This window comes from Hamadaea sp. NPDC051192 (assembly GCF_040682475.1).
Taxonomy (GTDB): Bacteria; Actinomycetota; Actinomycetes; order Mycobacteriales; family Micromonosporaceae; genus Hamadaea; species Hamadaea flava.
The window spans coordinates 1-25,827 of sequence record NZ_JBFBAZ010000024.1; the positions used below are offsets into that span (position 1 = coordinate 1).

26 protein-coding genes are annotated in these 25,827 nt (G+C 70.5%); 12 read left to right on the top strand and 14 right to left on the bottom strand.

What is annotated here, in order from left to right:
- Positions 1-88: 88 nt before the first annotated feature.
- Both AB0M47_RS13065 and AB0M47_RS13070 read right to left on the bottom strand, forming a co-directional pair.
- Positions 89-1,081: a transmembrane transport protein gene (locus AB0M47_RS13065; RefSeq protein WP_363412408.1), complete on the bottom strand. Its 993-nt coding sequence runs from the start codon at positions 1,079-1,081 to the stop codon at positions 89-91.
- Complete coding sequence (locus tag AB0M47_RS13070; protein WP_363412410.1) at positions 1,078-1,962, bottom strand: ABC transporter ATP-binding protein; 885 nt, start codon at positions 1,960-1,962, stop codon at positions 1,078-1,080. Before AB0M47_RS13070 ends, AB0M47_RS13065 begins: the two co-directional genes overlap by 4 nt.
- A gap of 86 nt (positions 1,963-2,048) precedes the next feature.
- Here AB0M47_RS13070 and AB0M47_RS13075 point away from each other — a divergent pair, with 86 nt between their 5' ends.
- Genes AB0M47_RS13075 through AB0M47_RS13090 form a run of 4 tightly spaced genes read left to right on the top strand, consistent with a single transcriptional unit; the run spans position 2,049 to position 5,452 of the window.
- Positions 2,049-2,705, top strand: a complete 657-nt coding sequence (locus tag AB0M47_RS13075; protein ID WP_363412412.1) for a response regulator transcription factor — start codon at positions 2,049-2,051, stop codon at positions 2,703-2,705.
- Positions 2,702-3,832 carry a HAMP domain-containing sensor histidine kinase gene (locus AB0M47_RS13080; protein WP_363412414.1) on the top strand — a complete coding sequence of 377 codons (1,131 nt, stop codon included), beginning with the start codon at positions 2,702-2,704 and terminating at the stop codon, positions 3,830-3,832. Before AB0M47_RS13075 ends, AB0M47_RS13080 begins: the two co-directional genes overlap by 4 nt.
- A gap of 55 nt (positions 3,833-3,887) precedes the next feature.
- The gene (locus tag AB0M47_RS13085) at positions 3,888-4,799 is read left to right on the top strand and encodes an alpha/beta hydrolase (RefSeq protein WP_363412416.1); all 912 of its coding nucleotides are present in this window, start codon (positions 3,888-3,890) and stop codon (positions 4,797-4,799) included.
- Positions 4,796-5,452: a TetR/AcrR family transcriptional regulator gene (locus AB0M47_RS13090; protein ID WP_363412418.1), complete on the top strand. Its 657-nt coding sequence runs from the start codon at positions 4,796-4,798 to the stop codon at positions 5,450-5,452. Before AB0M47_RS13085 ends, AB0M47_RS13090 begins: the two co-directional genes overlap by 4 nt.
- On the opposite strand, the gene AB0M47_RS13095 is transcribed toward AB0M47_RS13090, so the two are convergent.
- The 6 genes from AB0M47_RS13095 to AB0M47_RS13120 form a co-directional block, all read right to left on the bottom strand.
- A complete protein-coding gene (locus AB0M47_RS13095; RefSeq protein WP_363412420.1) occupies positions 5,422-7,638 on the bottom strand; it encodes an FAD-dependent oxidoreductase in 2,217 nt (738 codons plus the stop codon). The two genes, AB0M47_RS13090 and AB0M47_RS13095, sit on opposite strands and share 31 nt — an antisense overlap.
- Positions 7,639-7,640: 2 nt before the next feature.
- A complete protein-coding gene (locus tag AB0M47_RS13100; RefSeq protein ID WP_363412422.1) occupies positions 7,641-9,941 on the bottom strand; it encodes a hypothetical protein in 2,301 nt (766 codons plus the stop codon).
- A gap of 66 nt (positions 9,942-10,007) precedes the next feature.
- Positions 10,008-10,883, bottom strand: a complete 876-nt coding sequence (locus tag AB0M47_RS13105) for a carbohydrate ABC transporter permease (protein ID WP_253753312.1) — start codon at positions 10,881-10,883, stop codon at positions 10,008-10,010.
- Entirely contained in the window at positions 10,880-11,836 is a 957-nt protein-coding gene (locus tag AB0M47_RS13110) for a sugar ABC transporter permease (protein ID WP_363412424.1), read from the bottom strand. Before AB0M47_RS13110 ends, AB0M47_RS13105 begins: the two co-directional genes overlap by 4 nt.
- On the bottom strand, positions 11,833-13,212 hold the full coding sequence (locus AB0M47_RS13115) for an extracellular solute-binding protein (RefSeq protein WP_363412426.1): 1,380 nt from the start codon (positions 13,210-13,212) through the stop codon (positions 11,833-11,835). Before AB0M47_RS13115 ends, AB0M47_RS13110 begins: the two co-directional genes overlap by 4 nt.
- A gap of 92 nt (positions 13,213-13,304) precedes the next feature.
- A complete protein-coding gene (locus tag AB0M47_RS13120) occupies positions 13,305-14,279 on the bottom strand; it encodes a LacI family DNA-binding transcriptional regulator (RefSeq protein ID WP_253753318.1) in 975 nt (324 codons plus the stop codon).
- 185 nt (positions 14,280-14,464) lie between these two features.
- On the opposite strand from AB0M47_RS13120, the gene AB0M47_RS13125 reads away from it, so the two are divergent.
- Genes AB0M47_RS13125 through AB0M47_RS13135 form a run of 3 tightly spaced genes read left to right on the top strand, consistent with a single transcriptional unit; the run spans position 14,465 to position 16,957 of the window.
- Positions 14,465-15,595, top strand: a complete 1,131-nt coding sequence (locus AB0M47_RS13125) for a mandelate racemase/muconate lactonizing enzyme family protein (protein WP_363412428.1) — start codon at positions 14,465-14,467, stop codon at positions 15,593-15,595.
- A 13-nt stretch (positions 15,596-15,608) separates the two neighbouring features.
- Entirely contained in the window at positions 15,609-16,463 is an 855-nt protein-coding gene (locus tag AB0M47_RS13130; protein WP_363412430.1) for an NAD(P)-dependent oxidoreductase, read from the top strand.
- A gap of 2 nt (positions 16,464-16,465) precedes the next feature.
- Entirely contained in the window at positions 16,466-16,957 is a 492-nt protein-coding gene (locus AB0M47_RS13135; protein ID WP_363412432.1) for a GNAT family N-acetyltransferase, read from the top strand.
- 72 nt (positions 16,958-17,029) lie between these two features.
- Here AB0M47_RS13135 and AB0M47_RS13140 read toward each other — a convergent pair whose 3' ends face one another.
- Positions 17,030-17,584, bottom strand: coding sequence for a TetR/AcrR family transcriptional regulator (locus AB0M47_RS13140; RefSeq protein WP_363412434.1), 555 nt, complete (start codon positions 17,582-17,584; stop codon positions 17,030-17,032).
- Between the two features lie 102 nt (positions 17,585-17,686).
- On the opposite strand from AB0M47_RS13140, the gene AB0M47_RS13145 reads away from it, so the two are divergent.
- On the top strand, positions 17,687-18,217 hold the full coding sequence (locus tag AB0M47_RS13145) for a hypothetical protein (protein WP_363412435.1): 531 nt from the start codon (positions 17,687-17,689) through the stop codon (positions 18,215-18,217).
- Between the two features lie 120 nt (positions 18,218-18,337).
- On the opposite strand, the gene AB0M47_RS13150 is transcribed toward AB0M47_RS13145, so the two are convergent.
- A complete protein-coding gene (locus AB0M47_RS13150; protein WP_363412437.1) occupies positions 18,338-18,628 on the bottom strand; it encodes a hypothetical protein in 291 nt (96 codons plus the stop codon).
- A 42-nt stretch (positions 18,629-18,670) separates the two neighbouring features.
- Positions 18,671-18,940, bottom strand: a complete 270-nt coding sequence (locus AB0M47_RS13155) for a metal-sensitive transcriptional regulator (protein ID WP_363412439.1) — start codon at positions 18,938-18,940, stop codon at positions 18,671-18,673.
- 141 nt (positions 18,941-19,081) lie between these two features.
- Between AB0M47_RS13155 and AB0M47_RS13160 the strand changes: the two genes are divergently transcribed.
- From AB0M47_RS13160 to AB0M47_RS13170, 3 genes are all read left to right on the top strand, one after another.
- Positions 19,082-19,405: a rhodanese-like domain-containing protein gene (locus tag AB0M47_RS13160; RefSeq protein WP_363412441.1), complete on the top strand. Its 324-nt coding sequence runs from the start codon at positions 19,082-19,084 to the stop codon at positions 19,403-19,405.
- A 19-nt stretch (positions 19,406-19,424) separates the two neighbouring features.
- Positions 19,425-19,769, top strand: coding sequence for a rhodanese-like domain-containing protein (locus AB0M47_RS13165; RefSeq protein WP_363412443.1), 345 nt, complete (start codon positions 19,425-19,427; stop codon positions 19,767-19,769).
- Between the two features lie 108 nt (positions 19,770-19,877).
- Entirely contained in the window at positions 19,878-21,491 is a 1,614-nt protein-coding gene (locus AB0M47_RS13170) for a hypothetical protein (protein WP_363412445.1), read from the top strand.
- A 22-nt stretch (positions 21,492-21,513) separates the two neighbouring features.
- Here AB0M47_RS13170 and AB0M47_RS13175 read toward each other — a convergent pair whose 3' ends face one another.
- A complete protein-coding gene (locus AB0M47_RS13175) occupies positions 21,514-21,972 on the bottom strand; it encodes a hypothetical protein (RefSeq protein WP_363412447.1) in 459 nt (152 codons plus the stop codon).
- Complete coding sequence (locus AB0M47_RS13180; protein ID WP_363412449.1) at positions 21,965-22,393, bottom strand: MmcQ/YjbR family DNA-binding protein; 429 nt, start codon at positions 22,391-22,393, stop codon at positions 21,965-21,967. The genes AB0M47_RS13175 and AB0M47_RS13180 overlap by 8 nt, the downstream gene beginning before the upstream one ends.
- A 150-nt stretch (positions 22,394-22,543) precedes the next feature.
- On the opposite strand from AB0M47_RS13180, the gene AB0M47_RS13185 reads away from it, so the two are divergent.
- A complete protein-coding gene (locus tag AB0M47_RS13185) occupies positions 22,544-24,211 on the top strand; it encodes a DUF222 domain-containing protein (protein WP_363412545.1) in 1,668 nt (555 codons plus the stop codon).
- A gap of 548 nt (positions 24,212-24,759) precedes the next feature.
- On the opposite strand, the gene AB0M47_RS13190 is transcribed toward AB0M47_RS13185, so the two are convergent.
- A complete protein-coding gene (locus AB0M47_RS13190; RefSeq protein WP_363412451.1) occupies positions 24,760-25,803 on the bottom strand; it encodes a hypothetical protein in 1,044 nt (347 codons plus the stop codon).
- Positions 25,804-25,827 lie beyond the last annotated feature (24 nt).

The window sequence follows — 25,827 nt, forward strand, 5'->3', positions numbered from 1 at the left end:
AGGGATCCGGGTCGAATCTTGGGGCATGATTCGACCCGGATCCCTGATCCAGCGCTCGAGGATCTAGCACTCTCGGGAGCCGGTGGGGTCAGTTGGAGTAGCGGCGGATGCGGAAGAGGCAGAACCCGGCGAGGATCAGCGACAGGCCGCCGAAGAGGATCAGCTCGATCCACTGGAACCGCCAGTACCGATCGGCCGGGTGGTACGTGTAGCTGAAGTGGACGTTCTGCTGGGCGGTGCACGCCATGCTCGCCTGCTGGTCGTTCTGGTGGCACTGCTCGGACTGCTGAGCGGTGTAGGGCGTACCGTCGGAGTTGTAGAGCTTGCTCGTGGTGGTCAGCGACCACGCCCCTGGTGCGGTGTAGCCGTCGATCCGGGCGCCGTCCGGTCCGACGCCCATGAAGTCTGAGCGCTCCATCGCCGTCTGGTCCAGCTGGACGGTCGTGGTCACCGGCGACATGAGGTGCTGGCGTACGGCGATCGGCAGGACGACCTGGACGACGGCGAAGACGGCGAGGGTCACCGCCATGGCGGGCAGCGTACGCCGGACGAGCAGGCCGATCGTCGTGCCGAGCAGGAACGCGAAGACGGCGTACCCGATGGGGGCCAGATTGCGCGACGCGAACGTGAGCGCGGCGAAGCGGCCCCCGATGAGCTGGTCGTAGCGGCTGGCGCTCCAGGTCAGCAGCAGGCTGTAGAGTCCGGTGACCGCCATGCTCGCCAGGGCGAGGAGGGTGAGTTTGACCGCGAGCCAGCGCGTCCGGGTGATGCTCTGGTTCCAGACCATCCGGTCGGTCTTCTCCTCCAGCTCGCGCGTGATGAGCGGCGCGCCCCAGAACACCCCGATCAGCGCGGGTACGCCGAGGAGCAGCGCGCCGATCAGCGCGACCGGGGCGCCGTACGCGTCCTCGAAGTCCCGCCGGGCCGCCGTGCACGCCTCGGGCAGGCAGCCGACGATGTCGGCGGTGTACGCGTGCCGCATCTGGTTGCCGAGGATGACGAGATAGATCGCCAGTGCGGCCAGCGCCGCGACCGCGACCGTCGCCTGGGTGCGGAACTGCCGCCAGGTCAGCCAGATCATCGCCGGACCCCCGTTTCCGCCGTTCCCCGGGCGGACGCCAGGGCCGCCCGGGTCATGTACGCCAGGCCGACGTCTTCGAGGTCGGCGTGGGTCGCGCCGTCGATCGGCTGGGAGCTGCGAACCACGACGGTGGTCTCGCGCGCCGAGTCGTCGGCGTGCACGATCTCCGCACCGGCCGGCAGCATCGCCGGGTCGGCCTGGTCGGCGCTGAGCCGGTAGTGCTCGGCGAGCAGGTCGCCGACGTCCCCGGCGAGCTGTACGCGGCCGGCGGCCAGCACGATGAGGTGGTCGCAGACCCGTTCGAGGTCGCCGAGCAGGTGCGAGGACAGCACGACGCTGACCCCGAGTTCGGCGACGAACTCCAGCAGATCCCGCAGGAAAGCGCTGCGCGCCAAGGGATCCAGCGAGGCCACCGGCTCGTCGAGGATCAGCAGTTCGGCGCGTTTGGCGGCGGCCACGGTCAGGGCGAGCTGGGCGCGCTGGCCGCCCGAGAGCCGGCCCGCCTTCTGCGCGGGGTCGAGGCCGAGCTGCTGCACGCGCCGCTGGGCCAGGCCCATGTCCCAGCGCGGATTCAGCTTCCGGCCCAGCTTCAGGTGGTCGGCGACGGACAGCCCGGCGTACACCGGGGCGTCCTGGGCCACGAAGCCGACCTTGGCGAGCTGCGCCGCTCCGGCGGCGGGCCGGTCGCCCAGGACGGCGATGGTTCCGGTGGTGGGGGCGAGCAGGCCACAGGTCAGCCCGAGCAGGGTGGACTTCCCCGCGCCGTTCGGGCCGACCAGGCCGACGATTCGCCCAGCCGGTACGCGCAGCGTGCAATCGGTCAGCGCCGCCTTGTGGCGGTAGCGCTTGCCGAGATCCCGCGTCTCGATGATGGGTGTCATGGGAGCAGTTCTAGACAGCGGGCGGTCACAGCACGGTCCGCGCCGCTGTGACCCCGTTGTGACGGCCACCCCGATAACCTCGGACGATGAGGGTGCTGGTGGTCGAGGACCAGACGGAGCTGGCCGACTCGGTGGCGCGGGTGCTGCGGCGCGAGGGCATGGCCGTCGACGTCGCGTACGACGGCGCGGCCGCGCTGGAACGCACCGGCGTCGTGGACTATGACGTCGTCGTCCTGGACCGGGATCTGCCGGAGGTCCACGGGGACGACGTCTGCCGCGCCCTCGTCGGCCGGGCGGCGCCGACGCGCGTACTGATGCTGACGGCGTCGAGCACGATCGCCGAACGGGTCGAAGGGCTGGGCCTCGGCGCCGACGACTACCTGCCCAAGCCGTTCGCGTACGCCGAACTCGTGGCCCGCATCCGGGCGGTGGGCCGGCGAACCACTCCGGCGGCGCCGCCGATCCTCGTGCACGGCGATCTGCGGCTCGACCCGGCGCAACGCATCGCGACCCGGGCCGGTGCGCGGCTGTCGCTGAGCCCGAAGGAATTCGCGGTGCTGGAATACCTGCTCACCGGCCAGGGCCGGGTGATCTCGGCGGAGGAGTTACTCGACCGGGTCTGGGACGAGGCGGCCGATCCGTTCACCACGACCGTGAAGGCGACGATCAACCGGTTGCGGGCCAAGCTCGGCGACCCGCCGGTGATCGAGACCCTGAACCGTTCCGGCTACCGGGTGTCATGACGCCCCGGCACCGGCTTCGCCGCCGCTTCACCGCGCTCTACGGCGTCATGGCCGTCCTGTCCGGCGTGATCCTGCTCGGCATCGTCTTCGTCCTGGCCCAGGACCTGCCCCCGGCGGACGCTCCCGCCCCGGCCGGCGCCCCGCCCGCCGGGTCGGGCCCGGTGGGCGTACCACCGGCCGTCTTCCTCGACTTCCGGGCCGACCTCGTGCTCGTGTGCGGGATCGCGCTGGCGATCATGGCCGTGCTGTCGCTCGGCCTCGGCTGGTTGTACGCGGGCCGGATGCTGCGGCCGGTGCGGCAGATGACCGGACGCCTCCAGCAGATCTCCGGGTCCAATGTGCACGAACGGCTGGCCCTGGCCGGGCCGCGCGACGAGTTCAAGGAGCTCGGCGACACCATCGACGGCCTGCTCGCCCGGCTGGAAGCGGCGCTCGACGGGCAGAAACGGTTCGTCGCCAACGCCGCGCACGAACTGCGTACGCCGTTGACGGTCGAGCACGCGCTCATCGAGGAGCCGCTGATCGACCCGGACGCCACCGTGGAGGCGTACCGGGCGAACTTCGAACGCCTGCTCGCCGTCAACCGGGAGCGCGGACGGCTGCTGGAGTCGCTGCTCACGCTGGCGGGCAGCGAACACGGCGGTACGCACGGCCGGGAGCACGCCGAGCCGGTCGACCTCGCCGTCCTCGTCGAGCAGGCGCTGCTGGACCGGGCTGCGGCGGCCGACCGCCAAGAGGTGCGCGTCAAGAAGTCGGTACGGCCCGCGTACCTGCTCGGCGATCCGGCGCTGCTGGCGCGGCTGGTGGCCAACCTGTGCGACAACGCGTTCCACTACAACGTGGCGGGCGGCGTGATCGAGGTCGCGACCCGGACCGACACCGGGTTGGCGGTGCTCGTCGTCTCGAACACCGGGCCGGTGATCCCGCCGGACGAAGTGCAGCGCCTGTTCGAGCCGTTCCAGCGGCTGCACCGCGTCGCCGACGACGATCGGCACGGGCTCGGCCTGTCGATCGTCCGCGCGATCGTGGCCGCGCACGACGGGCAGCTCACCGCGTCCGCGCGACCCGGCGGCGGGCTCATGGTCGAGATCGCGTTCCCGAGCCGGGCGGAGTTGTCTACACCGTAGACGCGAGCTACGGTGTAGACATGATCACGGGTGTAGACATGATCACGGGTGAGACATGATCACGGAGTACGTGCCGGTGCCCGGCGCGCGCCTGTACACCGAGCGCACCGGCGACGGACCGCCCCTGCTGCTCATCCCGGGCGGCGGTGGCGACGCGGGGATGTACGCGGAGGTCGTCCCGTTGCTGGCGCGGCACTACACCGTGCTCGGCTACGACCGCCGGGGCAACTCGCGCAGCCCGTTCACCGGTCCCGACGCCGATGCCGACATCAGTGTGGCGACGCAGGCAACCGACGCAGTCGCCGTCCTCGACCACTACGGCGTGCAGCGGGCGTACGCCTTCGGCAACAGCGGCGGCGCGATCATCGCGCTGGAACTCCTCGCCCACCACGCCGATCGGCTGTGTGGCGCGGTGGTCCACGAACCACCGCTGGTCTCGATCCTGCCCGCCGACAGCGCCGAACGCCGCGAGCTGCTGGAGATCGACCGGATCGCCCGGGAGAAGAGCCCGCTGCGGGCGTACGCGGCCTTCGGCGCGATGATCATGGACGAGCCGCCCTGGCTGTTCCGCTCCCCGATCGGGCAGGCGCTGGTGGCGGGCGGCTCCCGGATCGCGCTGCCGATCGGGGCGGCGATACGCCGGGTGACCCGCGCCCAGCCGAGTTCGATGACCCGTCAGCTCGGCAACGCGGATCTGTTGATGCGCCGCGAGTTCCCCGTCATCGGGTTGACCTACCAGCCGGATCTGCCCGCGCTCGAGGACGCCGGTGTTCCGTGGCGGCTCGCGACCGGACGAGACAGCCTCGGCAAGCCGTACCACCGGCCCGCTCATGTGCTGGCCGATCTGGTCGGGGTGCCCTGTCTGGAGTTCCCCGGCGGCCACACGTCCTACCTCGAGCAGCCGCAGGAGTTCACCGAGATGCTCGAGGAGACGCTCGAGGAGATCCTCGAAGGGTTCCCCCGATGAGCATCCCCGCACTACCGCCGATCCCGACCCGTCCGGTGCTCACCCGCGAGTATCTGGCCCAGGCCGCCCTCGCCCTCATCGACGCGGAGGGACTCCGGAAGTTCTCCATGCGCCGGCTCGGCTCGGTGCTCGGCGTCGACCCGATGGCGGCGTACCGGCACTTCGAGGATCAGGAGGCGCTGTTCGACGGGATCGCCGACGTCCTCTTCGCCGAGGTCGACGCCGACACACTCCCGTGGGACGCGGCCTGGCCGGACCTGGCCGCGCAGTATTGCCGCCGACTGCGCGAGGTGCTGCTGCGGCACCCGTACGCCGTTCCCGTGTTCGCCACCCGGCCCGTGCGCTCGGCGGCGTCGATCGAGACCGGCGTACGCACCATCGCCAAGCTCCAGGACGGCGGCGTCGAACCGGCGACCGCCCTGCGCATGCTCCGCTGCCTGCGGGAGTACACCGTCGGGCACGCGCTCAGCGTCTCCGTGCTTCAGCTCGGGGCCGACCGGCGCAGCAAGAAGCCGGCCAAGGGCAGCCCGAAGTACAACCTGCTCGCGCAGACCGCCGACGAGACCGCACCGGACGACCACTTCGAGACCGGCCTGCAGGCGATGCTCCACGGCTTCACGGCTCAGCCCGCCGCCGACCCTTCCGGGCCGTAGACGCGGATCGCCGCCAGGTGTGCGCGTGGTACGCCGTTCGTCGCAGTGACCTCGACCCGCAGCGCGTCGGTGACGATCGCCTCCGGCAGGTGGAACGCCTGACGGCGCTGCCGGTTGCCGGTGACCTCCGCGATCACCTGCCACTCGCCGGCCGCGTTCCGCGCCTCGATCCGGTAGTCGCGGACGAGCGTCGGCATGATCGCATCCGGAGTGCGGTGATGGTGCAGGTTGATGAGGTCCACGTTGACGTCGTCGTCGGCGAGGACGTCGATGCGGGCGACCGTGATCGGCTCCGGCCAATCCAGCGTGAGCGAGGCGGGCAGCTCGGCCGAGACCCACATGTGCGGGCCGCCGAACGGCCGCTGATAGCCGTCGACCGCCTTCTCCGGCGCGTACGCGGTCGTCGGGCCGGCGTCGACGCAGAAGTGCGGGGCGTCAGTCCACTCGCGAAGCAGTTGCGGGGCCTCGTCCTGCGGGCGCAACGGGATTCGCGTCAGGCACAGCACGCCCGGCGTCGGCGTACCGGCCGACCAGAGGGAGACCGCCGGATTCGCGGCGACGACGAGGAACGCGTTGCCGGGCGTGTCCGGCCGCCAGGCCAGCGGCACGTCCACCCATTGCTTCTCCCCCGCCGCCACGGCGACCTTCGCCGCGGTGACCAACCGGCGCGGCACGTAGTTCTGGCCCAGCTCCGGGTCGTGGAGTTCCACCCGCAGTTCGGTCGCCTCGGTCGCGGAGACGAGCAGCCGCACGCCGTCGAGCGCCGGATCGACGGGCACGACGATCCCCGCGTCCGCGGCGAGCGCCCACGGCTCACCGGGATCGGTCGTCACTACTGTGGACAGTGTCGAGGACGCTGTCACCGAGGCGATGCCCTGCAGCCCGTCCCCCAGGAGCGGCAAGCCCATGATCGAGGCGTCCGCCCGCAGCAAGGTCCGCTGCAACAGTCCCCGATCGAGCTGCCGAGCACCGACCCCGTCGGCCACGCACAGGGCGGCCGCTGTTCCCGCCGCCTGACCCAGGGTCGCGCAGGTCGCCATGACCCGGGTCGAGCCGAACGCTACGTGGCTGGCCGAGATGTCCCGCCCGGCGAACAGCAGGTTCGTCGTGTTCACCGAATACAGGCTGCGGTACGGGATGTGGTAGACGCCGTCGGCGTACCGCTGTTTCGCGCCCGCCTCGGTGGCGTACATGCCCTGCGGCGGGTGCAGGTCGATGGACCAGCCGCCGAAGGCGATCCGGTCGTCGAACGGGGTCTGGCCGAGGATGTCGTGCTGGGTGAGCACGTAGTCGCCGACGAACCGGCGGTACTCCCGCTTGCCGGGCAGCGCGCCGACCCATTCGAGGGTCATCGTGTCGGCGTCGAACTTGCCGGAGTTCTTGATGTAGTCCCAGATCCCGTAGATGACCGACCAAAGCTCGTCGCGGATGCGGTCGTTGTCGTGCACGGTGTCCAGCTCGCCGCCGTACTCGATCCACCAGTACGCGCAGCCGTTGTCCCCGGCCTTGATGATGCGCCGCTCCGGGATGGAGGTCGTGGTGATGTCCTTGGCGAACGACGGCGGGACGTAACGGACCGGCTCCCCCGCGTCCTTGGTGTAGAACAGCAGCGTGCTGCCGAGCGTGATGTCGTCGGCCACCTCCGGCGCCCACGGCTCGCCGTACTCGGCGCGGCCCTCGCGGCCGATCCGGTACCGCGCCCCGGCCAAGTGCCCGACGAGACCATCGCCGGTGCAGTCGAGGAACACCGGCGAGGTGAACCGGATCAGCCGTTCCGAGCCCATCATCCAGCCGGTGACCGCCTCGACGACCCGGGCATCCTCGGGGCCGCTCGCGTCGACGAGGCGTACGTCGGTGTTGAGGTAGAGCGAGATGTTCGGCTCGGCGCGCACGGCGTCGAGCACCACCGCGTCCCAGAAGTACGGGTTGCCCTCCGGATTGCGGTACTGATTCTCCAGGAACAGCTCGCCCATGATGCCGCCCTCGCGGGCGTAGTGGTTCTTGCCGTGCCCGGTGGCCCCGACCACCCACACGCGCACCTCGCTGCTGGAGTTCCCGCCCAGCACCGGCCGGTTCGTGACCAGCGCGACGGTACGCCCGAGCCGGGCGGCGGCGATCGCGGCGCAGACCCCCGCCAGACCTCCCCCGATGACGGTGACGTCGTGGTGCGCGTGTTCGTTTCGCATGATCAGCAGTCCTCACCGAGGTTCGTGCAGAGTCCGTAGTACAGCCGGGGCGCGCCGTCGAGGACGACGCTGACCCGGCCCTGGGTCTTGGGCAGCAGGGTTTCCCGGCCGACGCAGTCGACCTGGCGGACGTGCGTGCCGGTGGCGGCCAGCCGCACCGTGGTCTTGGTCTGCCACGTGTCGACCCACGTCTCCTGGGCGGCGTACGCGCTCGTCCCGGTGGCGTGGTCGGCGTTCAAGATGTACCCGTCCTTGCGGCTCCACAGCACGTACATCGGCCCGTCCGGGGTGCTGAACGCCAGCCCGTGCAGATCCGGATCGTCGAAGGCCACCCAGCGGTCGAAGGTCGCCTGGTCGAGCGCCCGGGCGGCGGTCGCGTACGCCAGCAGCGAGGGCTTGGCGCTGGTGTCGCGGTTCATGAGCCCGTGGTGGAACTCGCCGTTGGCCGGTTCGGCCGCCTGCGGATGATGGATGGTGCTGTCGTGCAACTGGTACCAGTTGACCCCGCGGACGCCCTCGGCCTTGGCCAGCGCCAGCGACAGCAGGACGTTCTCGGCGGCGTGCCGATAGGTGTCGTTCCACCACGCGTTGGGCTTCGTGCACGCGTACGCCTCGGTCAGCCACAGCTCGGTCGGCGTCGTCTTGCCGGCCGCCGCGTCGTACTCCGCGACCAGCTCACGCGCCTTGCGGATCGAGCCGAGGAAGTTCCAGTAGCTGCCGGTCGAGCCCTGCGTCCAGGTCGACGGGTCGGGCGCGTAGTCCGGGGTGAAGTTGCCCCGGCCCGGGTGGAAGGCGAGCGCGTCGATGCGCGGCCAGCCGCCGGCCGCCTGGAAGTTCGCCAGCCAGTTGTAGTCCAGCCCGCCGAGCCCGCAGTTCATCACCTTGAAGGTCGCGCCAGCGTCGGCCATCGCGGCCCGCAACGGGATCAGCGCGTCGTCGGCGTACTGGGCGGCGCCCTGGCCCGACATCCACGGCTGGTTCAGCTCGTTGCCCGCCTCGTAGTAGCGCGCGCCGCCAGCGGTGCACAGCGCGGTGATCTCGGCCGCCCAAGCCGCCTTGGCCTCGGCCGTGCCGCCGATCGGGATGCCACCCTTCTGTACATTGTGGAAGATCCCGAGGTCGTCGAGATCGGCGACCGGGATGCCGGGCGCGCCGTCGTAGGCGATCCGGATCCACTTGACGCCGATGCGCTGCAACAGGCTCGCCACGTCGGCCTGGCTCGGGGCGAGCAGCCACGGATAATTGGAGATGCCGAACATGCTGTCCTGACCGGCCTGGTAGGCGTACGGCGGCAGGACCGCCAGCGTGGTGCGGGCCAGCGCCTCGTCCGCGCCTGCCGTCGCCGTGACCTCGGTGAGCAGGATGCCCTGCGGCGGCGCGGTCACCGTGAAGTCCCCGCTCCATGCGGCCCCGGCGGCCAGCTCGGCGGTGACGGTCTGGCTCGCGACGAGCCCGCCGTCGAAGTCGCGCGCCCAGAACCCGACGGTGACCGTGCGCGCGGTGGTTCCGCCGTTGACGACCTGCGCGTGCACGGCCATCGACTGACCGCCCGCGTCCCACAGGTTGAAGGCCTGGTCGGTCCAGATCTCCGCACCCAGCGCGCTCTGATCGGCCACGGTCGCCGCGGCCTGCGGCCGCAACTCCCCCAGGACCAGGGTCGCCTCGGTGGTCGCGCTGCTCGTCCCGGTCGCCGTCCCGGGGGCGTGCAGCCAGGTCGCGTTCGTGTACGCCGGCGTAGTGGCCGCCAGCCGGAAGTAGCCGCTGGCGCCGGACCAGGTCTCGGCGTACAGGCCGCCGGCGTTGACCTCGTAAGGAATCCCGCCGCCGGCATCGCGGGTCCAGCGTGTCAACGCCGTGTACGCCTCCGCGGCGGTCGGATTCAGCACGGTCCGCCCGATCATGAACCCGGTCGGGGTGAGGGTGGCCGAGCCGCTGACGTCGTACCGAAGGTGCGCCCGATGCCCGGTCACGTCGAACGTGCCGGTGATCGTGAGCGCGGACGCCGACGCGGGCAACTTGTAGGCGACCTTGATGGCCGGACGGCCGTCGGGCAGCGTGATCAGCGACGGCGTACCGCCGAAGGTGCGCTGGGTGCCCAGCACGGAGTCCTTGAACAGGAAGTGGGTCAGGGTGATCCGGTCGGCGCTTCCGTCGTTGACGGTGATGCTGCCGTCGGCGTTGGCGGTGAGGGTGATGCCGTCGGCGGAGACGGTGATCGGATCGGCGTGGGCGGCGACGGCGGGCAGCACCGCGCCGGTCACGCCGACGGCGGCGCCTTGCAGGAGGGTGCGGCGACGAAGCATCGCTGGTTTCCTTCCGGGGACGACGAGGGGACGGCGACTTTCGGGGGACTTTCCTTAAGTGGTGCGTCAGCCCTTGACGCCGGTGAAGCCGAGTCCGGCGACGACGTACTTCTGGGCGAAGGCGAACACGATCACCGGCGGGAGCAGCGCCATCGCCATCGCGGCGATGAGCAGGTCCTGCGGCGCCTGTTCGGCGAGGTTGACCAGGGCGACGCTGATCGGCTGACGGGCCGGGTCGGACAGCACGACGAGCGGCCAGACGAAGTCCTTCCAGCTGTGCACCACCGCGAGCAGGCTGATCACGGCGAGCACGGGACGGCTCATCGGCAGGACGATCCGGCGCAGCAGGGTCCAGGTGGACGCGCCGTCCACCCGGGCGGCGTCGAACAGTTCGGCCGGCAGCGCGTCGAAGAAGCGTTTGGCCAGCAGGACGTTGAAGGCGTTGGCCCCGGCCGGCAGCCAGATCGCCCAGTACGTGTTGGCCAGGTTGAGGTGGAGCACCGGGACGTCGATCACGGTCAGAAACAAGCTGACCATCGACACCGTGTACGGCACGAACATCGTGGCCAGGATGGCGGCGTACACGTAGCGGCCGAAGCGGGGCCGCAGCACCGACAGAGCGAAGCCGGCCGTCACGGCGACGAACAACTGCACCGCCCACGAACCGGCGACGATCCAGAACGTGTTCGCCAGGTACGCGCCCACGCCGAGGTCGCTCAGCGCGGTGCCGAAGTTCTCCGGCCGGGCGTCGGCCGGCCACAGCCGCAGCGGGTCGGCCGACAGCTCGGCGGGCGGCGACACCGCTCCCTTGACCGTCCAGTAGAGCGGGCCGAGTCCGAACAGGACCAATGCCAGCAGGGTGAGCAGCTGGATCGTCCGCAGCCCGAACCGGGTGCCCGGCCGCCGCCGTTCGTGGGTGGAGATGAAGGTGGTCGTGCTCACGAGCGGCTCCAGCTTCGGGTGGCGCGCAGGTACACCGCCGACAGCACGGCCAGCGCGATGGCGAGCAGGAACGACAGCGCGGCGGCCTGGCCGTACGCGCCGTTCTGGAAGGCGTACCGGAAGATCAGCAGCAGCACGGTGACCGTCGAGTCCTGCGGTCCACCACCGGTGAAGACGTAGGGCTCGGTGAACACCTGGATCGTGCCGATCAGCTGCATCAGCAGCAGCAGGCCGATGGTGGGGCGCAACTGGGGCAACGTCACGTGCCAGATCCGCTTCCAGATGCCGGCGCCGTCGCTCTCGGCCGCCTCGTACAGTTCGGCTGGGATGCCGACCATCGCGGCGAGGTAGATCAGTACCGCGCCGCCCATGCCCGCCCAGGTGGACTCCAGGACGAGGCTGAGCATCGCCGAGTCCGGCGACTGCAACCACGGGTACGGGCCGAGCCCGACCAGCCCGAAGACCGCGTTGAACAGACCTGATCCGGGGTCGTAGAACCACTTCCACAGCAGCACCGACACCACCGGCGGGATGACCACCGGCAGGTACGCCAGGAAGCGGTAGACGCCGCCGGCCCGGCGTACCGTCGACATGATCGCGGCGAGGATGAGCGGCGCGGGGAAGCCGATCAGCAATGCCAGCCCGACGAACAGCAGCGTGTTGCCGACGGCCTTGCCCAGCAGCGGATCGGCGAAGATCGCGTGGAAGTTGTCCAGGCCGACCCAGCGGGCCGGCTCGACCAGGTTGGTCTCCTGGAAGCTGATCAGCAGGCCTCGGATGATGGGCCACCAGGAGAACAGCCCGAACACCACGAACGCCGGGATGAGCAGGACGAACGCGATCGCGTCGGCCCGCCACGCCGAGCGGCGGCGCGACCGGGCCGCCCCGGCGGCGGTGGCGCCGCCGGGGCGTTCGGTGGACCGGGCCGGGGCCTCGGTCAGGTCGGCACTCATTTCTGGGCGGCGGCGAGCTTGGCGTTCACGTCGGACTCGGCCTTCGCCAGCAGGGCGTCGATGTCGGCGTTCCGGTCGGTCAGGACGGCCTGGATCGCGGTGTCGAGGGCGTCATACAGGGCCTGGGCCTGCACCGCCGGCTCCGGGCGCAGCGCCAGCGCGGGCGTCCCGGTCAGGTAGGGCGCGAAGTGCGCCAGCTCGACGTTGACGTACGGCTGGATCGCGGCCGTGATCTTGTCCTGCTGCGCCTGGTTGAACAGCGGCAACGTGGGTACGCCGACGGCCGCCTTCGGGTCCGCCGCCAGCGCCTTGGCGTTGGCCGCCGCGACCGCCGGGTCATACTGCGGCTGGGCGTACGCGAACAGCAGCCACTTGACCGCGGCAGCTCGCTTGGCGGCCGACACAGAAGCCGGAACCATGTAGATCTTGCCGCCCGACAGCGTGGCGTTGCCGCCCGCCTGGGGCATCGCGCCGATGCCGTAGTCGCCGGTGTTCGTCATGCCATAGGTGACCTTGGCCAGCCGGTAGGTGCCCGGCGTGCCGAGGAACATGCCGACCTGACCGGCGGCGAACGCCTTGATCACGTCGTTCTGGTTGTTGAGCAGGTTGCGGCCCAGCGAGTCGTCGGTCCAGCGCATCGTCTTGAGCAGGTTCAGCGCGCTCTTGGTCGGCGCGCTGTTGAAGTCCGCGACGTACTTGCCGTTGTCGAGGCGCTCCATCGAGCCGCCGTGCGCGTACGTGATCATGGTGAGCTGCCAGCCGCCCTGGTGGTCCTTGGACTCTTGGACGTAGCCGGGCTTGCCGGTCTTGGCGGCGATCTGCTTCGCGTACGCCTGGACGTCGGCCCACGTCGTCGGCGGCTTGTCCGGGTCGAGCCCGGCCTGGGTGAACAGCGCGCGGTTGTAGACCAGGCCCAGCGCGAACGGAGCTTCCGGTACGCCGTACACGTCGCCGGCGGCGTCGCTGATCGGCTTGAGGACCTGCGGGTTGAACTCCCGGTAGTGGTCCCAGCCGCGCAGGTCGCCGGTGAGCGACGCGACCTGCTTGCGTTCGATGAGCCCCTGCGGCTCGGTGAGCGGGACGCTGATGACCTCCTCGATGCTGCCGCCGGCCAGTTTGGCCGAGAAGGTCATCGGATCCCAGACGTTGGTCGAGCCCTCGATCTTGATGCCCGGGTTGGCCTTCTCGAAGTCGGCGACCAGCTTGGTGAACTGGTCGAGGCTCGCCTTCTCGGTGGCCGGCGGCATCCCCTGCACGCGGAGGACGATCGTGTCGCCCGTGCCGTCGCTGGTGGGCTTGAGCGAGTCGCAGCCGGTCAACGCGGCCACCGCCGCGCCGCCGAACAGCGCGAGGGCGGACCGTCGGGTGGTTCTCATGTCGCACTCCCAGGGGTGGGGCGTCCGTACGCGGGACGCGAAAGGCTGCCGGCTCGGGGCCGATGGCCCCTGCCGTTGCGGATGTTCAGATGTCAGGCGGCGGCCGGACCGGTCGACGCCCGGGGAATGAGCCGCGATCCGATCTCGACCTTGCGGGCGGGCTGATCGGGATCGGCGACGGTCTCGGCGAGCAGGTCGCCCGCCTTCGTGGCGATCTCCTCGGCGGAGATGCGGATGGTGGTCAGCGACGGGGTCGCGGTGGTGGCCAGCAGGGTGTCGTCGATGCCGATGACGCTGACGCGGCCGGGCACGTCGATGCCGAGCCGGGACAGTTGGTGCAGGATGCCGAGGGCGACGAGGTCGTTGTGGGCCACGACGGCGGTCGCCTCGTTGGCGGCGACCAGGGTCGCGGCGTGGACGCCGGTCTCGAAGCGCGGTTCGTAGGGGCCGAGTTCGATCAGGGCGAGGTCGTGTGCGGCGAACGATTCCCGGATGGACTTGCCCCGCGACAGCTCGGGGCGGGACCCGTCGACGAAGACGCACCGGCGATGCCCGTACGCCCGCAGGTGCTCGGCGGCCTGGGTCAGCCCGGCGGCCAGCGACACGTGCACCTCGCTGATCCCGTCGACGTGCCGGTTGCCCAGCACCAGCGGCACCTGCCGGGACAGCTCGACGAGCCGGTCGTCGGGCAATGTGGACGCCCACAGCAGCAGCCCGTCGACCTTCTTCACGACCGCCGCGATCGTCTCGATCTCGTCGGCCTCACGCTCGTCGCTGTCGGCGACCAGCAGGGTGTAGCCCTGCCGGCGGGCGCGGGCCTGCATCGCCTTGAAGATCGGCGGGAAGAACGGGTTGGCGATGTCGGGGATGACCAGACCCAGCGTCCCGGTACGCCCGCCGCGCAGCGATCGCGCCGCCGGGTTCGGCGAGTAGCCCAGCCGGGTGGCCGCCTCCAGGATGCGCTGCAACGTACGCTCGCCGACCTGGTCCGGGGCGGTGAACGCCCGCGAGACGGTGGAGATGGATACTCCCGCCGCGCTGGCGACCTCACGAATGGTGACCGCCACCCTCACCCCTCCTCGCATGATCCGATGCCCGAGGATCGTTGCAAACCTTCCCGCAAGTGTCAAGGGCGTTACGCCACGGAAAAATCCCTGCTGTTGACGCCGGTCAGCGCAGCCGTTTACCTTGTTCCGCGAACGCTCCCATGATTTGCGGGAACGTTTTCATCGCTCTCTGGGGAGGACACGGCATGAAGATCACGGGGTGGGAGATCCTGACCCTGCCCGATCACGGCGACAGCATGATGCTCGTCGTGGTCGATACGGACGAGGGCGTCTACGGACTCGGCGAAGTCGGCATCCGGTCCCGGCAACGGGCCGTCGCCGGTGGGATCGACCACCTCGGCGAGCTGCTGATCGGCGAGGACCCGATGCGGGTCGAGCATCTGTGGCAGGTCATGTTCCGCCGTGGCTTCTTCCCGGCCGACCGCATCCTCGGCGCGGCCATCGCCGCCCTCGACGTGGCGCTGTGGGACATCCGGGGCAAGGCTTTGGGCGTACCTATCTATCAATTGCTGGGTGGCGCGAATCGCGACTTCGTGCCCTGCTACACCCACCTCGGTGACGACGTTTCCGTGCTCCTGGACCGCGCCGCGGACCTGGTGGCCCGGGGGTGGCGGCACCTGCGGTTCGCGGTGCCGCAGGAGGGCGACCGGCTGGACCAGCGCGCGAGCATGCGCGCGGGCATCGAGCTTTTCCATCGGGTACGCGAGGCGGTCGGCGACGAGATCGAACTGATCCTGGACGTCCACACGCGACTGGACCCGCCGGAGGCGGTGACCCTGTGCCGGGAGATCGAATCGGCGCGACCGTACTTCGTGGAGGATCCACTTCGGAGCGAGGGACTGGACAGCTACCGCATGCTCCGGACGCGCACCGGCGTGCCGTTGGCGGCGGGCGAGCAGTTCGGCTCCAAATGGGAGTTCCAGCGGCTGCTCGAACAGGATCTGATCGACTACGCGCGGGTGGACGTCGGCGTGGCGTCCGGGCTGACCGAGGCGAAGAAGATCGCCGCGATGGCCGAAGCCCACTACATCAAGCTGGCCACCCACAATCCGCTCGGGCCGGTGACCGCCGCCTCGTCGCTGCACCTCAACCTGGCCTGCCCGAACGTCGGGGTCCAGGAGCACCAGAACGATCCGGAACCGGTCACCGCGGCGGTCTTCACCCAGCGGCCGGAGGTGCGTCCCGGCCGGGCCGAGATCCCCACCGGGCCGGGCCTCGGCGTCGACATCGACCGGGCCGCCGCCCGGGAGCTGCATGCGCGGGCGGCCGAGCGCCCGCATCTGCGCGCCACCGACGGCGCCTTCACCAACTGGTGAGAGGCTTACCCGCATGACAATCTCGCGCGTACTGGTGACGGGCGCGGCCGGGCGGATCGGCCGGGCGGTGCTCGCCCGGCTCGCCGAGCACGGGGTCGCCGCGCACGCCCTGGTCCTCGATGATCCCGGCGACCTGGCGGCCGACCGCGTCTTCACCGGTTCGGCCGCCGATCCGGCGCTCGTGCGTACGGCGCTGGCCGGGGTGGACGGCGTGATCCACCTCGCCGCGATCCCGACCCCCGAACGCAACGAGGCGCAGGAGGTGTTCACCGCCAACGTCTCGGCGACCTTCGCGGTCCTTGAGGAGGCGGGCCGGGCCGGCGTCCGGCGTGCCGTCATCGCCAGCAGCTACGCCGCGACCGGGCTGCCGTTCGCGCGTACGCTGCTGCATCCGGCGTACGTGCCGATCGATCCGGCGATGCCGACCGAGATCGAAGACCCGTACGCCCTGTCGAAGCAGACCGACGAACTCACCGCGGCGATGATGGCCCACCGGCACGGCATGACCGTCGTCGCGCTGCGCTACCCGTTCGTCGGCGGCTCCGACGAACGCCTCCCCGGCTGGGCCGCGAAGATCGCCGAGCGGCCGGAACTGGGCGCCCGGGATCTCTGGTCCTATCTGGAGACCGGGGACGCGGCCCGCGCGGCGTACCTCGCCCTCGGCGCTCCGGTCTCCGGCGCCCCGGTGTTCTACGTCGCCGCACCCCGCACGGTGGTCCCCTACCCGACCGCCGAGCTGCTCGACCGCTTCCATCCCGGCGTACCGCGCCGGGCGGACCTGCCGGGCCGGGCCGTGCCGATCGATCTGCGGCCCGCCCGCGAGGTGCTGGGCTTCACCGCCGCATACGAACTCGACCTCGGCGACTGATCATGTCCGCCCCGGCGCCTGTCCGCATCCGGTCAGCTTCGGCCGCTGACCGTCCGGCGATCGTCGACCTGCTCACCGCGTCCTGGGGCGGCACGGTCGTCGTCGCCCACTCGACGGTGTACGACGCCGCAGACCTTCCGGCGCTGCTGGCCGAACGAGACGGCCAGGTGATCGGGCTGCTCACCTACGCGCTCTCGACGCAGGGGCTGGAGATCGTCACCTTGGACGCCCAGGTGCGGGGCCTTGGCGTGGGCGGCGCCTTGCTGAGCCGTGCCGCCGAAGTCGCCCGCCAGGCCGGCGCACCGCGCGTGTGGCTGGTCACCACGAACGACAACCTCGACGCGCTGCGGTTCTACCAGCGGCGAGGGATGCGGATCGTCGGCGTCAGCCCGGGTGCGGTGGACGCCGCTCGCCTCATCAAGCCGGCCATCCCGCTGACGGGCGAGTACAGCATCGCCCTCCACGACGAGCTGACGCTGGAACTTCGGCTCTGAGCTGTCTCGAGCGCCCGGTCAGCGGGCGATGTCTCGAGCGCCCGGTCAGCGGGCGAAGTCTCGAGCGCCCGGTCAGCGGGCGAGCAGCGTACGCAGGACGGGGCGGGCCGCTTCGACGGGATCGGCGTCCGGCGGCATGCGCAGCGCGCCGCTGATCCACAGGCTCGCGAAGCCGTGCGCGATCGACCACGCGGCCAGGGTGGCGTCCGCCGGCCGGGCCGCCGCGCCTGGCACCGCGACCGAGCCCTTGCGGAGCACTTCGGCCGCCCGGGTCTCGGCCGCTTGGAGGGCTTCGTCGTCTTGCCGGTAGAGGGCCGGCTGGAACATCACGGAGAAGTGCACCGGGTGGCCGACGGCGAATCCCACGTACGCCACCCCGGCCGCGAGGAAGTCCGTCTCCGCGGCTTCCAGGGCGTCGGCGAGCAGGCCGAATCCCTCGGCGGCGATGGCGGTGAGCACGCCCGCCTTGTCGCCGAAGTGGTACGCCGGAGCCGCGTGGGAGACCCCGGCCCGGCGGGCCAGCTCCCGCAGGCTCCACCCGTCGAGACCGGACTCGCCGATCGCCGCGACGGCGGCGGTGACGATCGTGCGGCGGAGGTCTCCATGGTGGTATCCGGCCTTGGTCACGGCGTTCTCTCCTCGACATCGACTCAACTTGTCATTGACAAGATAGCGTACCGGAGCTAGGTTCGACCATATCTTGACGTTGACTAGTTCTGGAGATCCGCCATGACAATCCTCGTCCTGCTGATCGCGCTCGCCGTGTTTCGCGGGCTCGGCGCGCTCGGCGTACGCCGCTTCACGACCTGGCCCACAGCCGCCGCCCACGCCCTGGCGATCATGCTGTTCATGACGTCCAGCGCACACTTCGTCCCCGGCGACGTCACCGTGATGCCGACCCACGACGATCTGCGGGCGATGGTCCCGCCGGTCGTGCCGTTCCCGTCCGCCATGGTCTACCTCACCGGCGTACTGGAGTTCCTGGGCGCACTCGGCCTGATCGTCGGCCGCACCCGCCGGGCGGCCGGCTACTGCCTCGCCCTGCTGTTCGTCATCATGCTCCCCGCCAACGTGTACGCCGCCGTCGCCGAGGTCCCGTTCGATGGTGCCCAGGCGACTCCGCTGTGGCAGCGCATCCCGGAGCAGATCCTCTACATCGCGGTCGCATTGTGGGCCACCCGCGGTGCGCTGCCGCTGCTGCGTCTCCGGCCGCGTCTGCGGCGTACAACTCAGGCTTCGCTGACCACGCCGGACAACTGAGCCGGCGGCAGATGGGGCTGAACCGACGCTAGACCGGTGGCTGGGCCGGCGCTAGACCGGTGGCTGGGCCGGCGCTAGACCGGCGGCTGAGCCGGCGCTAGACCGGCGGCTGAGCCGGCGCTAGACCGGCGGCCGTCGGCGGCGGAACGGCGTGGGCGCGCCCTCGACCACGTGGCGCTGGCGGAACGCCGCCCAGCTGATGCCGTCCGGCCGGGCCTCGCGCGGGCCGCCGGTGGAGTCGAAGTGGTAGGGCCCACTCTCCCGCTCGCCGACGAAGCCGTCCATGAACGCGCTGGCCTCGGCCTCGGCGGCCTGGAACGCGCCCTCGGTCGGATAGTCCGCCGAGCGGAGGTGGAAAGCCAGCTGAAGCTCGTCGTACGCCTCGCCCCAGTAGAAGTGGTAGAGCGTCATGCCAGAAGAACGCGCCGACCACCCCCTCCGGTTGGGCGAACCTCAGGCGAGTGACATGAACAACTTCTCCATCTGCGCGATGTCGGCCGCTTGGTCGGAGCCGTCGTTCTTGGCCGACATGCACTGCTGGAGCCCACTGGCGACGATCTTGAATCCGGCCCGGTCGAGGGCGCGGGACACGGCCGCGAGCTGGGTGACCACGTCCGCGCAGTCGCGACCGTCTTCGAGCATCGCGATGACACCCCGGATCTGGCCTTCGGCACGGCGTAGGCGGCGAACCACGTCGCCGACGGTGTCGCCTTCGATCTGCATACGCTTCCCCTCCCGAACCAGCTGCTTGAACGATACATCGGGGGGTATCGGGGACCGCCGTGGCGATCGGCCGCCCGGCCGGGCTATTGTTCCTGGTAGCGATACCCCTGGGGGTATGAAATCAGAGTTGGAGGGAATCATATGTCCGAGATCGATCTGGCGGCCTTCATCGCCGCGCACACCGCCGGAGCGGTGGTCGTCGACGTCCGCGAGCCGGAGGAGTACGTGCGCGGCCACGTGCCCGGCGCCCGCCTGATCCCGCTCGGCCGGCTGCCCCAGCAGGTCTCCGAACTGCCCTTGGCCGAGCGGATCTACCTGATCTGCGCGGCCGGCAATCGCAGCAAGGCGGCCGTGAGCCTGCTCACCCGAGCCGGCCTCGACGCGGTCTCGGTCATCGGCGGCACCAGCGCCTGGCAGCGCGCGGGCCGGACCACGGTGACCGGCAGCCAGCCGGGCTCGCTCTGAGCACGGAGGAGGCCCCCGCATGAGTTTCACCAAGTGGCTGACCGGCCTGTTCGCCAAGCCGTACCGGACGGTCAGCGCAGCCGAGGCCCAGCAGTTGCAGAGCGGCGGAGCGATCCTGCTCGACGTACGCGAGCAGCACGAGTGGCGAGCGGGACATGCGCCGAAGGCGCGCCACATCCCGCTCGGCCAGCTCTCCGCGCGGTCGGCCGAGCTGCCCACGGGCCGAACCGTCGTCACCGTCTGCCAGTCGGGGATGCGCTCGGCCCAGGCCGCTCGATACCTGGCCGCCGAGGGCCGGGAGGTCGCCAACCTGTCCGGCGGGATGCATGCGTGGTCCCGGGCCGGGTTGCCGGTCACCCGCTGACGCCCACTCCTGAAGTCGCTGACGGGCCTTCCGGAAGTCACGGCGAAAGGACGCCCGGTACGCGTGTTCCCCACGGTTCGCACGGAGGGAACCCCCTAATGTGGGCATATGCCACAAAATCAACCGGAATCAATCTCGCGTCTTCGTCGCGTACTGGTCGGCGGCATCGCGGTGGCGATCGCCGTCCTGACCGGTGGCGGAGTCGGCTGGGCGGCTCCGGCTGAGGGAACACTGCTGGTGGACGAGCCGTTCACCGGCGCGGCCGCCGACGCCCGGTTCGCCGGGTACGGCTCCGCCTGTCTCACCGGAGCGCCGCCGGTCACCGGCATCGGCGACGGGCTGCATCCGCTGGGCGGTTGCGGGTCCGCGGTCGGGCCGGTCCCCCCGGCGGGCGGGGCGCCGTTCGGTTTCCTCCGGCTCACCGACGACCTCAACGACCAGTCCGGCGCAGTCCTCTTCGACCAGGCCCTGCCCGCTTCCGAAGGCATCGAGGTCACGTTCGACCAGTACCAGTACGGCTCCACTACCCCCGCCACCCCGGCGGACGGGATCTCCTTCTTCCTGGTCGACGGGTCGGGCGGGCTCAGCGCCCCTGGGGCGTTCGGCGGCAGCCTCGGCTACGGCAAGAAGCTGCCCGACGACAACCCGGCCAACCCGTTCCTGGCCGGCGTCGACCAGGGATACCTCGGCGTCGGCTTCGACGTCCTCGGCAACTACTTCGGCGACTGGGAACGGCGCGGCAGCGGCTGCGCCCGGACATCCCCGGCCGGCACGCCGTTCCGCGTACCCGCGCCGGGCCAGAACATGGTCACCGTCCGAGGTCCGGGCCACGGCACCGAGGGGTACTGCTTCCTGACCGCGACGACCAGCAACTTCACCACCACCGGCCCCTGGCCGTCGACGTTGCCCGGACAGTTGCAGGGACCGTTGACCGCGTTCCCGCCGGGAACGACCGCCGAGCAGGCCGCCCAGCTGCTCCAGCCGTCCAAGCGAACGGTCACCATCCAGATCAGCCCAGGTCCCACACCGCACGTCTCCGTCGACATCGACTTCAATGACGGCGCGGGCGCGCAGCGAGTGCTGGACTTCGACGCGCCGACCCCGGTCCCGGACACCTACAAGTTCGGCTTCGGCGCGTCCACCGGCCTGTTCACCGACATCCATCTCATCGGCAACGTGACAGTGCGATCCATGCAACCGCTCGCGATGCTGGACCTCGCCAAGTCGGCGGACACGAGCCGGGTGTACCGCGAAGGCGACACCGTCGAGTACACGTACACCGTCGCCAACGTCACCGGCGTACCGGTGCCGGACATCAAGGTGGCCGACGATCGGGTCGCCGAAGTCGTCTGCGAGAGCACCTCGCTCGCCCCGGCCGGATCGCCCGGCGACCGCACGACCTGCACGGGAAGCTACCCGGTGACGGCCGAGGACGTGGTGGCCGGAACCATCACCAACACCGCGACCGCCACCGGCGACGACGGACGGGTCGTATCACCCGAGCGAGATGTGACGGTGGAGACCGAACTCACGCCGTCACCGTCGCCGTCGCTCTCACCGTCCAGCTCGCCAGCCCCAGCCGTCTCGCCGGCGCCGTCCGGACCAGCCCTGGCGAACACGGGGACCTCGCTGTCGCCGATGCTCTTCTTCGGCGCGGCCGCGATCCTGCTCGGCGTCATCACGCTGCTGATCAGTCGCCGGCTCTACGGCTCCCACGACTGAGCGACGCCTTGGAAGCCGGGGGCTATCCGCGCTCGTCGGCCGAATCGGGCGCCGGCCCGTGCAGCCGCTTCTGAAAGTCGGCCGCCACACGCGCCAGTCGTTCGCCGGTCGCTGGATCCGACGGCGCCAGATCCACACGGCTGTGCTCGCGATACTCGAACAGCCAACGGTGGCACGTGCCGTCCTCAGCCTCCGCCCGGTGAATGGCCCGCAACACCACCGGCCGATACACCAGCTGCGCCCGGAAGCCTCCGACGTACTTGGCCCTGAGGTGCGCCTTGACGGGGCTCCGGCGGCGATGGGCGTACCCGAGGACGGTCAAGGTCTCGTAGCCCATGCCGGCGAAGCCGCCCAGCACGTAGAGCTTGGCTCCGGCCGGAAAGATCTTCTGACCGCGCAGTTCGGCCTGCGGCCCGGTCGGGCTGTACGGGTAGGGCAGCAAGGTGCCGACGACGCACCACTCCGGGGCGAGCTCAGTCATCGTGGCCCGCCCGATGGGCCAGCCAATCCGACGCGCGGCGGGCCGAGGCTCGGGCCAGCCAGGCGTCCTGGACGACCTCGGCCAGCTCGGCCCGGGAGATCTCCCCGAGTCGACTGGCCCGGATCAGCACCGACGGGTGCCCGTTGAAGTGCGGCGTCGTGAAGAACGGCGACTCCTCGTCCTGGACGAGTGCCTGCTTGTCCGCGTCGGAGCCGACCCAGAAGACGATCACGTCGGCGTAGCGCTCGCCGGTCTCCGGGTCGTACGCGTCCGGCCGCGGATTGCGGAAGAAGATGAACGACTTCCCACCCACCTGGTAGATCGCATTGTCGCCGGTGCCGTTCTCGACGGTCACGTGCGGCATCGCGAGCGCCAGCTCGTGCACGTCGTCCACCTGGGCGGGGCGGCTTTGGTCAACCATGACCTCAGCGTAGGACGGACGCCGCCTCCGCGCGGTCGATTTGTGACCTTCCAATGTGGATCCATCGTGGCACATTCTCGTGACCTTGACCCCCTGGAAGGTGTCGGACGGTTGTTCTAATGTTGACCTGTGGTCGGGGTGTTGGCGCAGGTGGAGGCGGATGTCGCCGAGCTGGCGGCCGGTCCCCTGTGGACACTTTCGGACGCCGAGATCACCGACGAGGTCCGCCGGGTTCATACGGCGATCCAGCAGTTGTCGGCGCGGTTCCTGACGCTGATCGGCACCGCCGACAGTCGCGAGATCCCCTACAACGCGGGCGCGACTGGCACCGCGAACTGGCTGACCTACCTCCTGGCCATGCGGCACAAGGATGCTGTCGGTTGGACGAAGCTGGCCAAGCTCTTGCCCGAGACGCCAGTCGTCGAGGACGCATTGGCAGCCGGGCAGATCACCGTCGACCAGGCGCGGGTGATCGCGAAGACGGTGCACGATCTGCCGTCGGCGGTAGGTGAGGCGGGCAAGGCGAAGGCCGCTGACGTTTTGACGAAGCTGGCTGCCGACGACCGGCTGCGGCCGGAGACGCTGGAGAACCATCGGTCGCAGATCCTGGAGCTGGTCGCGCCGGAGATCGCCGAGGAACGCCTCCGCCGCGATCTGGAACGCGCCGAACGCTCCGCCTACGACCGCCGCGACTTCACTCTCATCCCGTACGGCGAAGGCGAATACCGGATCCGCGGCATCCTGGACGCCGAAATGGCTGCGATCGTGCGGACCGCGTTGGATCCGTTGTCCGGGCCGCGAAAGCCCGCACCAACCGCCGCCGCCGCCCGGCTCGATGGCGGTCAGGAAGCAGGCAGCTTCGCCATGTCAGGCTGCGCAGGCTGCGCGAGCGCGAACGCTGTAGGCGGCTTCACCGTGGCGGGCTGCGCGGGCGCGGCCGCAACCGGCAGTTTCACGGTGGCAGGTGGCGCGGGCGCGGGCTGCAGGGGCGCGTGCGCGGACGCGAGCTGCGCAGGCGCGAACGCAACCGGCAGTTTCACGGTGGCAGGTGGCGCGGGCGCGGGCTGCGCGGGCATGGACGCAAGCTGCACGGGCATGGATGCGAGCTGCGCGGGCGCGGATGCGAGCTGCGCGGGCATGGATGCGAGCTGTGCGGGCGCGGATGCGAGCTGCGCGGGCGCGGGATGTGGCGCTGATGCGGCAGACGGCGGTCGCGTTGCGGCTCGGGTGTTGCCGGGCGAGCCGGATCTGCGTTCGGCCGGTGCGCGGCGGGCTGATGCTCTGATCGAGGTGTGCCAGCGAATCATGAACGCCGGCGAGCTGCCCGAGAACGGTGGCGAGAAGCCGCACCTGACGATCACCCTGCCCTGGGACGCGCTCCAAGCCAAGGTCGGTGCGGGACTGCTCGACACCGGCGACCTGCTCACCCCGGAAACCGCGCGACGCCTCGCCTGCGACGCGATGATCATTCCCGCGGTGCTCGGTGGCGATGGCCAAGTCCTCGATGTCGGCCGCGCTCGACGTCTGATCGACGGGCCGCTGCGCCGAGCGTTGGTGTTGCGGGACAAGGGATGCGCCTTCCCCGGTTGCGACAGACCGCCACAGTGGTGCCACGGCCATCACATCCGATCATGGGCAGACGGCGGAGACACCTGCCTCGCCAACAGCGTCCTACTCTGCGGGTTCCACCACCGCGAGATTCACCACGGGCACTGGGAAGTCCGCATGAGACCAGACGGCTTCCCCGAATTCCTCCCGCCCGCCTTCGTCGACCCGTTGCGAAGACCGGTACGGAATACTCTCCACCGGCGATGCTGACGCGGTCAGCCACGGCGCGCGCCGCAGGGCGGCCCCATGTGCCCTGCCTTCGCGAGCTCCGGCCGGCTCGAGCCGTCATCCGCCCTCCGCCCTGCGCGAAACGACAGCCGCGCGGACTATCGCTGCGTGAGTCGACCGCTGCGTGAGTCGACCGCCGCGCGAGACGACTGTCCCGCAAGACGACCGCCGCGCGACACGCCCATCACGCGAGACGACCGCCGTACAAGACGCCCGCCACGCAAGACGACCGCCGCGCGAGACGCCCGCCACGCAAGACGACCGCCGTACGAGACGCCCGCCACGCAAGACGACCGCTGCGTGAGACGACCGCTGCGTGAGACGACCGCCCAGCGAGACGACCGCCGCACAAAACGACCGCTGCGCTTGGCGACCGCCCAGCAAAATGACCGCTGCGCTTGGCGACCGCCCCGCGAACCGACCGCCACACGAAACGACCGCCACACGAAACGACCGCCCCGCGAAACGACCGGGCCCGCGAAACGACCGCCGCGCGCATGCGGAGGGCGAATGACCATCACATTCCGCGGCTAGGCCGCTCGGTCAGCCGGCCAAGCGCACCAGCAGGAGGCTGGATCGAGGTACGGCTGGATCAGCTCGGCCAGCTCTGGATGGTTCGCCCGGAGCGAGCCACCGGAGGCGATCTTGCGGGTCACCCCGGCGAGGACGTCGGCGACCTGGACGCGGGGCTCGGTACGCGAGTCCGTCTGGCGGAACTGGAGGAACCGGCCTTGGACGGGCGGCCGGATCAGTTCCAGCGGCGGTTCGGCCAGCACGTGTTCGAGTCGCTGGATCCGTCGTTCGGTCAGCGCCGACTGCTCGTCGTGGACGATCGCGATGGGCCGCGTACCGGCGCTCCAGTGCAGGACGGTGCGCGCCAGCGCCGGGAGCAGCGGCTCCAGCACGGGTCGCAGGACGTGGTTCTCGATCAGCCGGATGCGCGCTGCGTAGCCGCCTGGCCGGGCGTCGGCCAGGTCGCCGAGCAGCTCGGCGAGCCAACCGTCGGCGGTCTTCGCCGCCGCTGCGCGCAGGGCGTCGACCTGGTCGAAGAAGGCGTCCACCGGCCCGTGCACCTTGGGGTGCCGGTTCTCGCGCAGCACCAGGTTGGTGGCGGACAGGAAGGCCTGCCACCGTTCGCGGCCGAAGATCTCCCGGCCGGATCGGCACAGCTCGGTCGCCCGGGCCGCCAGCCGTGGATCGGGCCGCAGGCCCAGGCTGACCGTGTCGGCGAAGTCTCCGAGGAAGATGTCGAGGACGCGGCCGATGATGAAGCAGGACTTGTGGGTCAGATGGACCCAGGCCCGGCCGTGCACAGGACCGTCCGGTCCGAGGAACGCGGCGAGGCCGGCTCCGTCCGTGTTCCGGATCAGATGGCCGGCCTTGAATTCGTGGTGCTGCCGCTCGGTTCGGCCGCGCAGCAGCCGTACGCACGCCTCGGCGTCGTCGACGGACAACCGGACGCTGGCGTACGCGATGACGCCGGAGTTCGCGGCGGCGAAGTTGCTACCTTCCCAGCCTGATTCGTCGCAGGCGATCTCCAGGGCAGGGTGGCGCGATATGTCGATGGGGTTCAAAGTCTCTCCTGGCAGTCCAACGGA

What these genes read in the sequence shown, in the direction of transcription:
- AB0M47_RS13065 (WP_363412408.1), bottom strand. Translation starts at nt 1,081, where the DNA reads ATGATCTGGCTGACCTGGCGGCAGTTCCGCACCCAGGCGACGGTCGCG.
- AB0M47_RS13070 (WP_363412410.1), bottom strand. Translation starts at nt 1,962, where the DNA reads ATGACACCCATCATCGAGACGCGGGATCTCGGCAAGCGCTACCGCCAC.
- AB0M47_RS13075 (WP_363412412.1), top strand. Translation starts at nt 2,049, where the DNA reads ATGAGGGTGCTGGTGGTCGAGGACCAGACGGAGCTGGCCGACTCGGTG.
- AB0M47_RS13080 (WP_363412414.1), top strand. Translation starts at nt 2,702, where the DNA reads ATGACGCCCCGGCACCGGCTTCGCCGCCGCTTCACCGCGCTCTACGGC.
- AB0M47_RS13085 (WP_363412416.1), top strand. Translation starts at nt 3,888, where the DNA reads ATGATCACGGAGTACGTGCCGGTGCCCGGCGCGCGCCTGTACACCGAG.
- AB0M47_RS13090 (WP_363412418.1), top strand. Translation starts at nt 4,796, where the DNA reads ATGAGCATCCCCGCACTACCGCCGATCCCGACCCGTCCGGTGCTCACC.
- AB0M47_RS13095 (WP_363412420.1), bottom strand. Translation starts at nt 7,638, where the DNA reads ATGCGAAACGAACACGCGCACCACGACGTCACCGTCATCGGGGGAGGT.
- AB0M47_RS13100 (WP_363412422.1), bottom strand. Translation starts at nt 9,941, where the DNA reads ATGCTTCGTCGCCGCACCCTCCTGCAAGGCGCCGCCGTCGGCGTGACC.
- AB0M47_RS13110 (WP_363412424.1), bottom strand. Translation starts at nt 11,836, where the DNA reads ATGAGTGCCGACCTGACCGAGGCCCCGGCCCGGTCCACCGAACGCCCC.
- AB0M47_RS13115 (WP_363412426.1), bottom strand. Translation starts at nt 13,212, where the DNA reads ATGAGAACCACCCGACGGTCCGCCCTCGCGCTGTTCGGCGGCGCGGCG.
- AB0M47_RS13125 (WP_363412428.1), top strand. Translation starts at nt 14,465, where the DNA reads ATGAAGATCACGGGGTGGGAGATCCTGACCCTGCCCGATCACGGCGAC.
- AB0M47_RS13130 (WP_363412430.1), top strand. Translation starts at nt 15,609, where the DNA reads ATGACAATCTCGCGCGTACTGGTGACGGGCGCGGCCGGGCGGATCGGC.
- AB0M47_RS13135 (WP_363412432.1), top strand. Translation starts at nt 16,466, where the DNA reads ATGTCCGCCCCGGCGCCTGTCCGCATCCGGTCAGCTTCGGCCGCTGAC.
- AB0M47_RS13145 (WP_363412435.1), top strand. Translation starts at nt 17,687, where the DNA reads ATGACAATCCTCGTCCTGCTGATCGCGCTCGCCGTGTTTCGCGGGCTC.
- AB0M47_RS13150 (WP_363412437.1), bottom strand. Translation starts at nt 18,628, where the DNA reads ATGACGCTCTACCACTTCTACTGGGGCGAGGCGTACGACGAGCTTCAG.
- AB0M47_RS13155 (WP_363412439.1), bottom strand. Translation starts at nt 18,940, where the DNA reads ATGCAGATCGAAGGCGACACCGTCGGCGACGTGGTTCGCCGCCTACGC.
- AB0M47_RS13160 (WP_363412441.1), top strand. Translation starts at nt 19,082, where the DNA reads ATGTCCGAGATCGATCTGGCGGCCTTCATCGCCGCGCACACCGCCGGA.
- AB0M47_RS13165 (WP_363412443.1), top strand. Translation starts at nt 19,425, where the DNA reads ATGAGTTTCACCAAGTGGCTGACCGGCCTGTTCGCCAAGCCGTACCGG.
- AB0M47_RS13170 (WP_363412445.1), top strand. Translation starts at nt 19,878, where the DNA reads ATGCCACAAAATCAACCGGAATCAATCTCGCGTCTTCGTCGCGTACTG.
- AB0M47_RS13175 (WP_363412447.1), bottom strand. Translation starts at nt 21,972, where the DNA reads ATGACTGAGCTCGCCCCGGAGTGGTGCGTCGTCGGCACCTTGCTGCCC.
- AB0M47_RS13180 (WP_363412449.1), bottom strand. Translation starts at nt 22,393, where the DNA reads ATGGTTGACCAAAGCCGCCCCGCCCAGGTGGACGACGTGCACGAGCTG.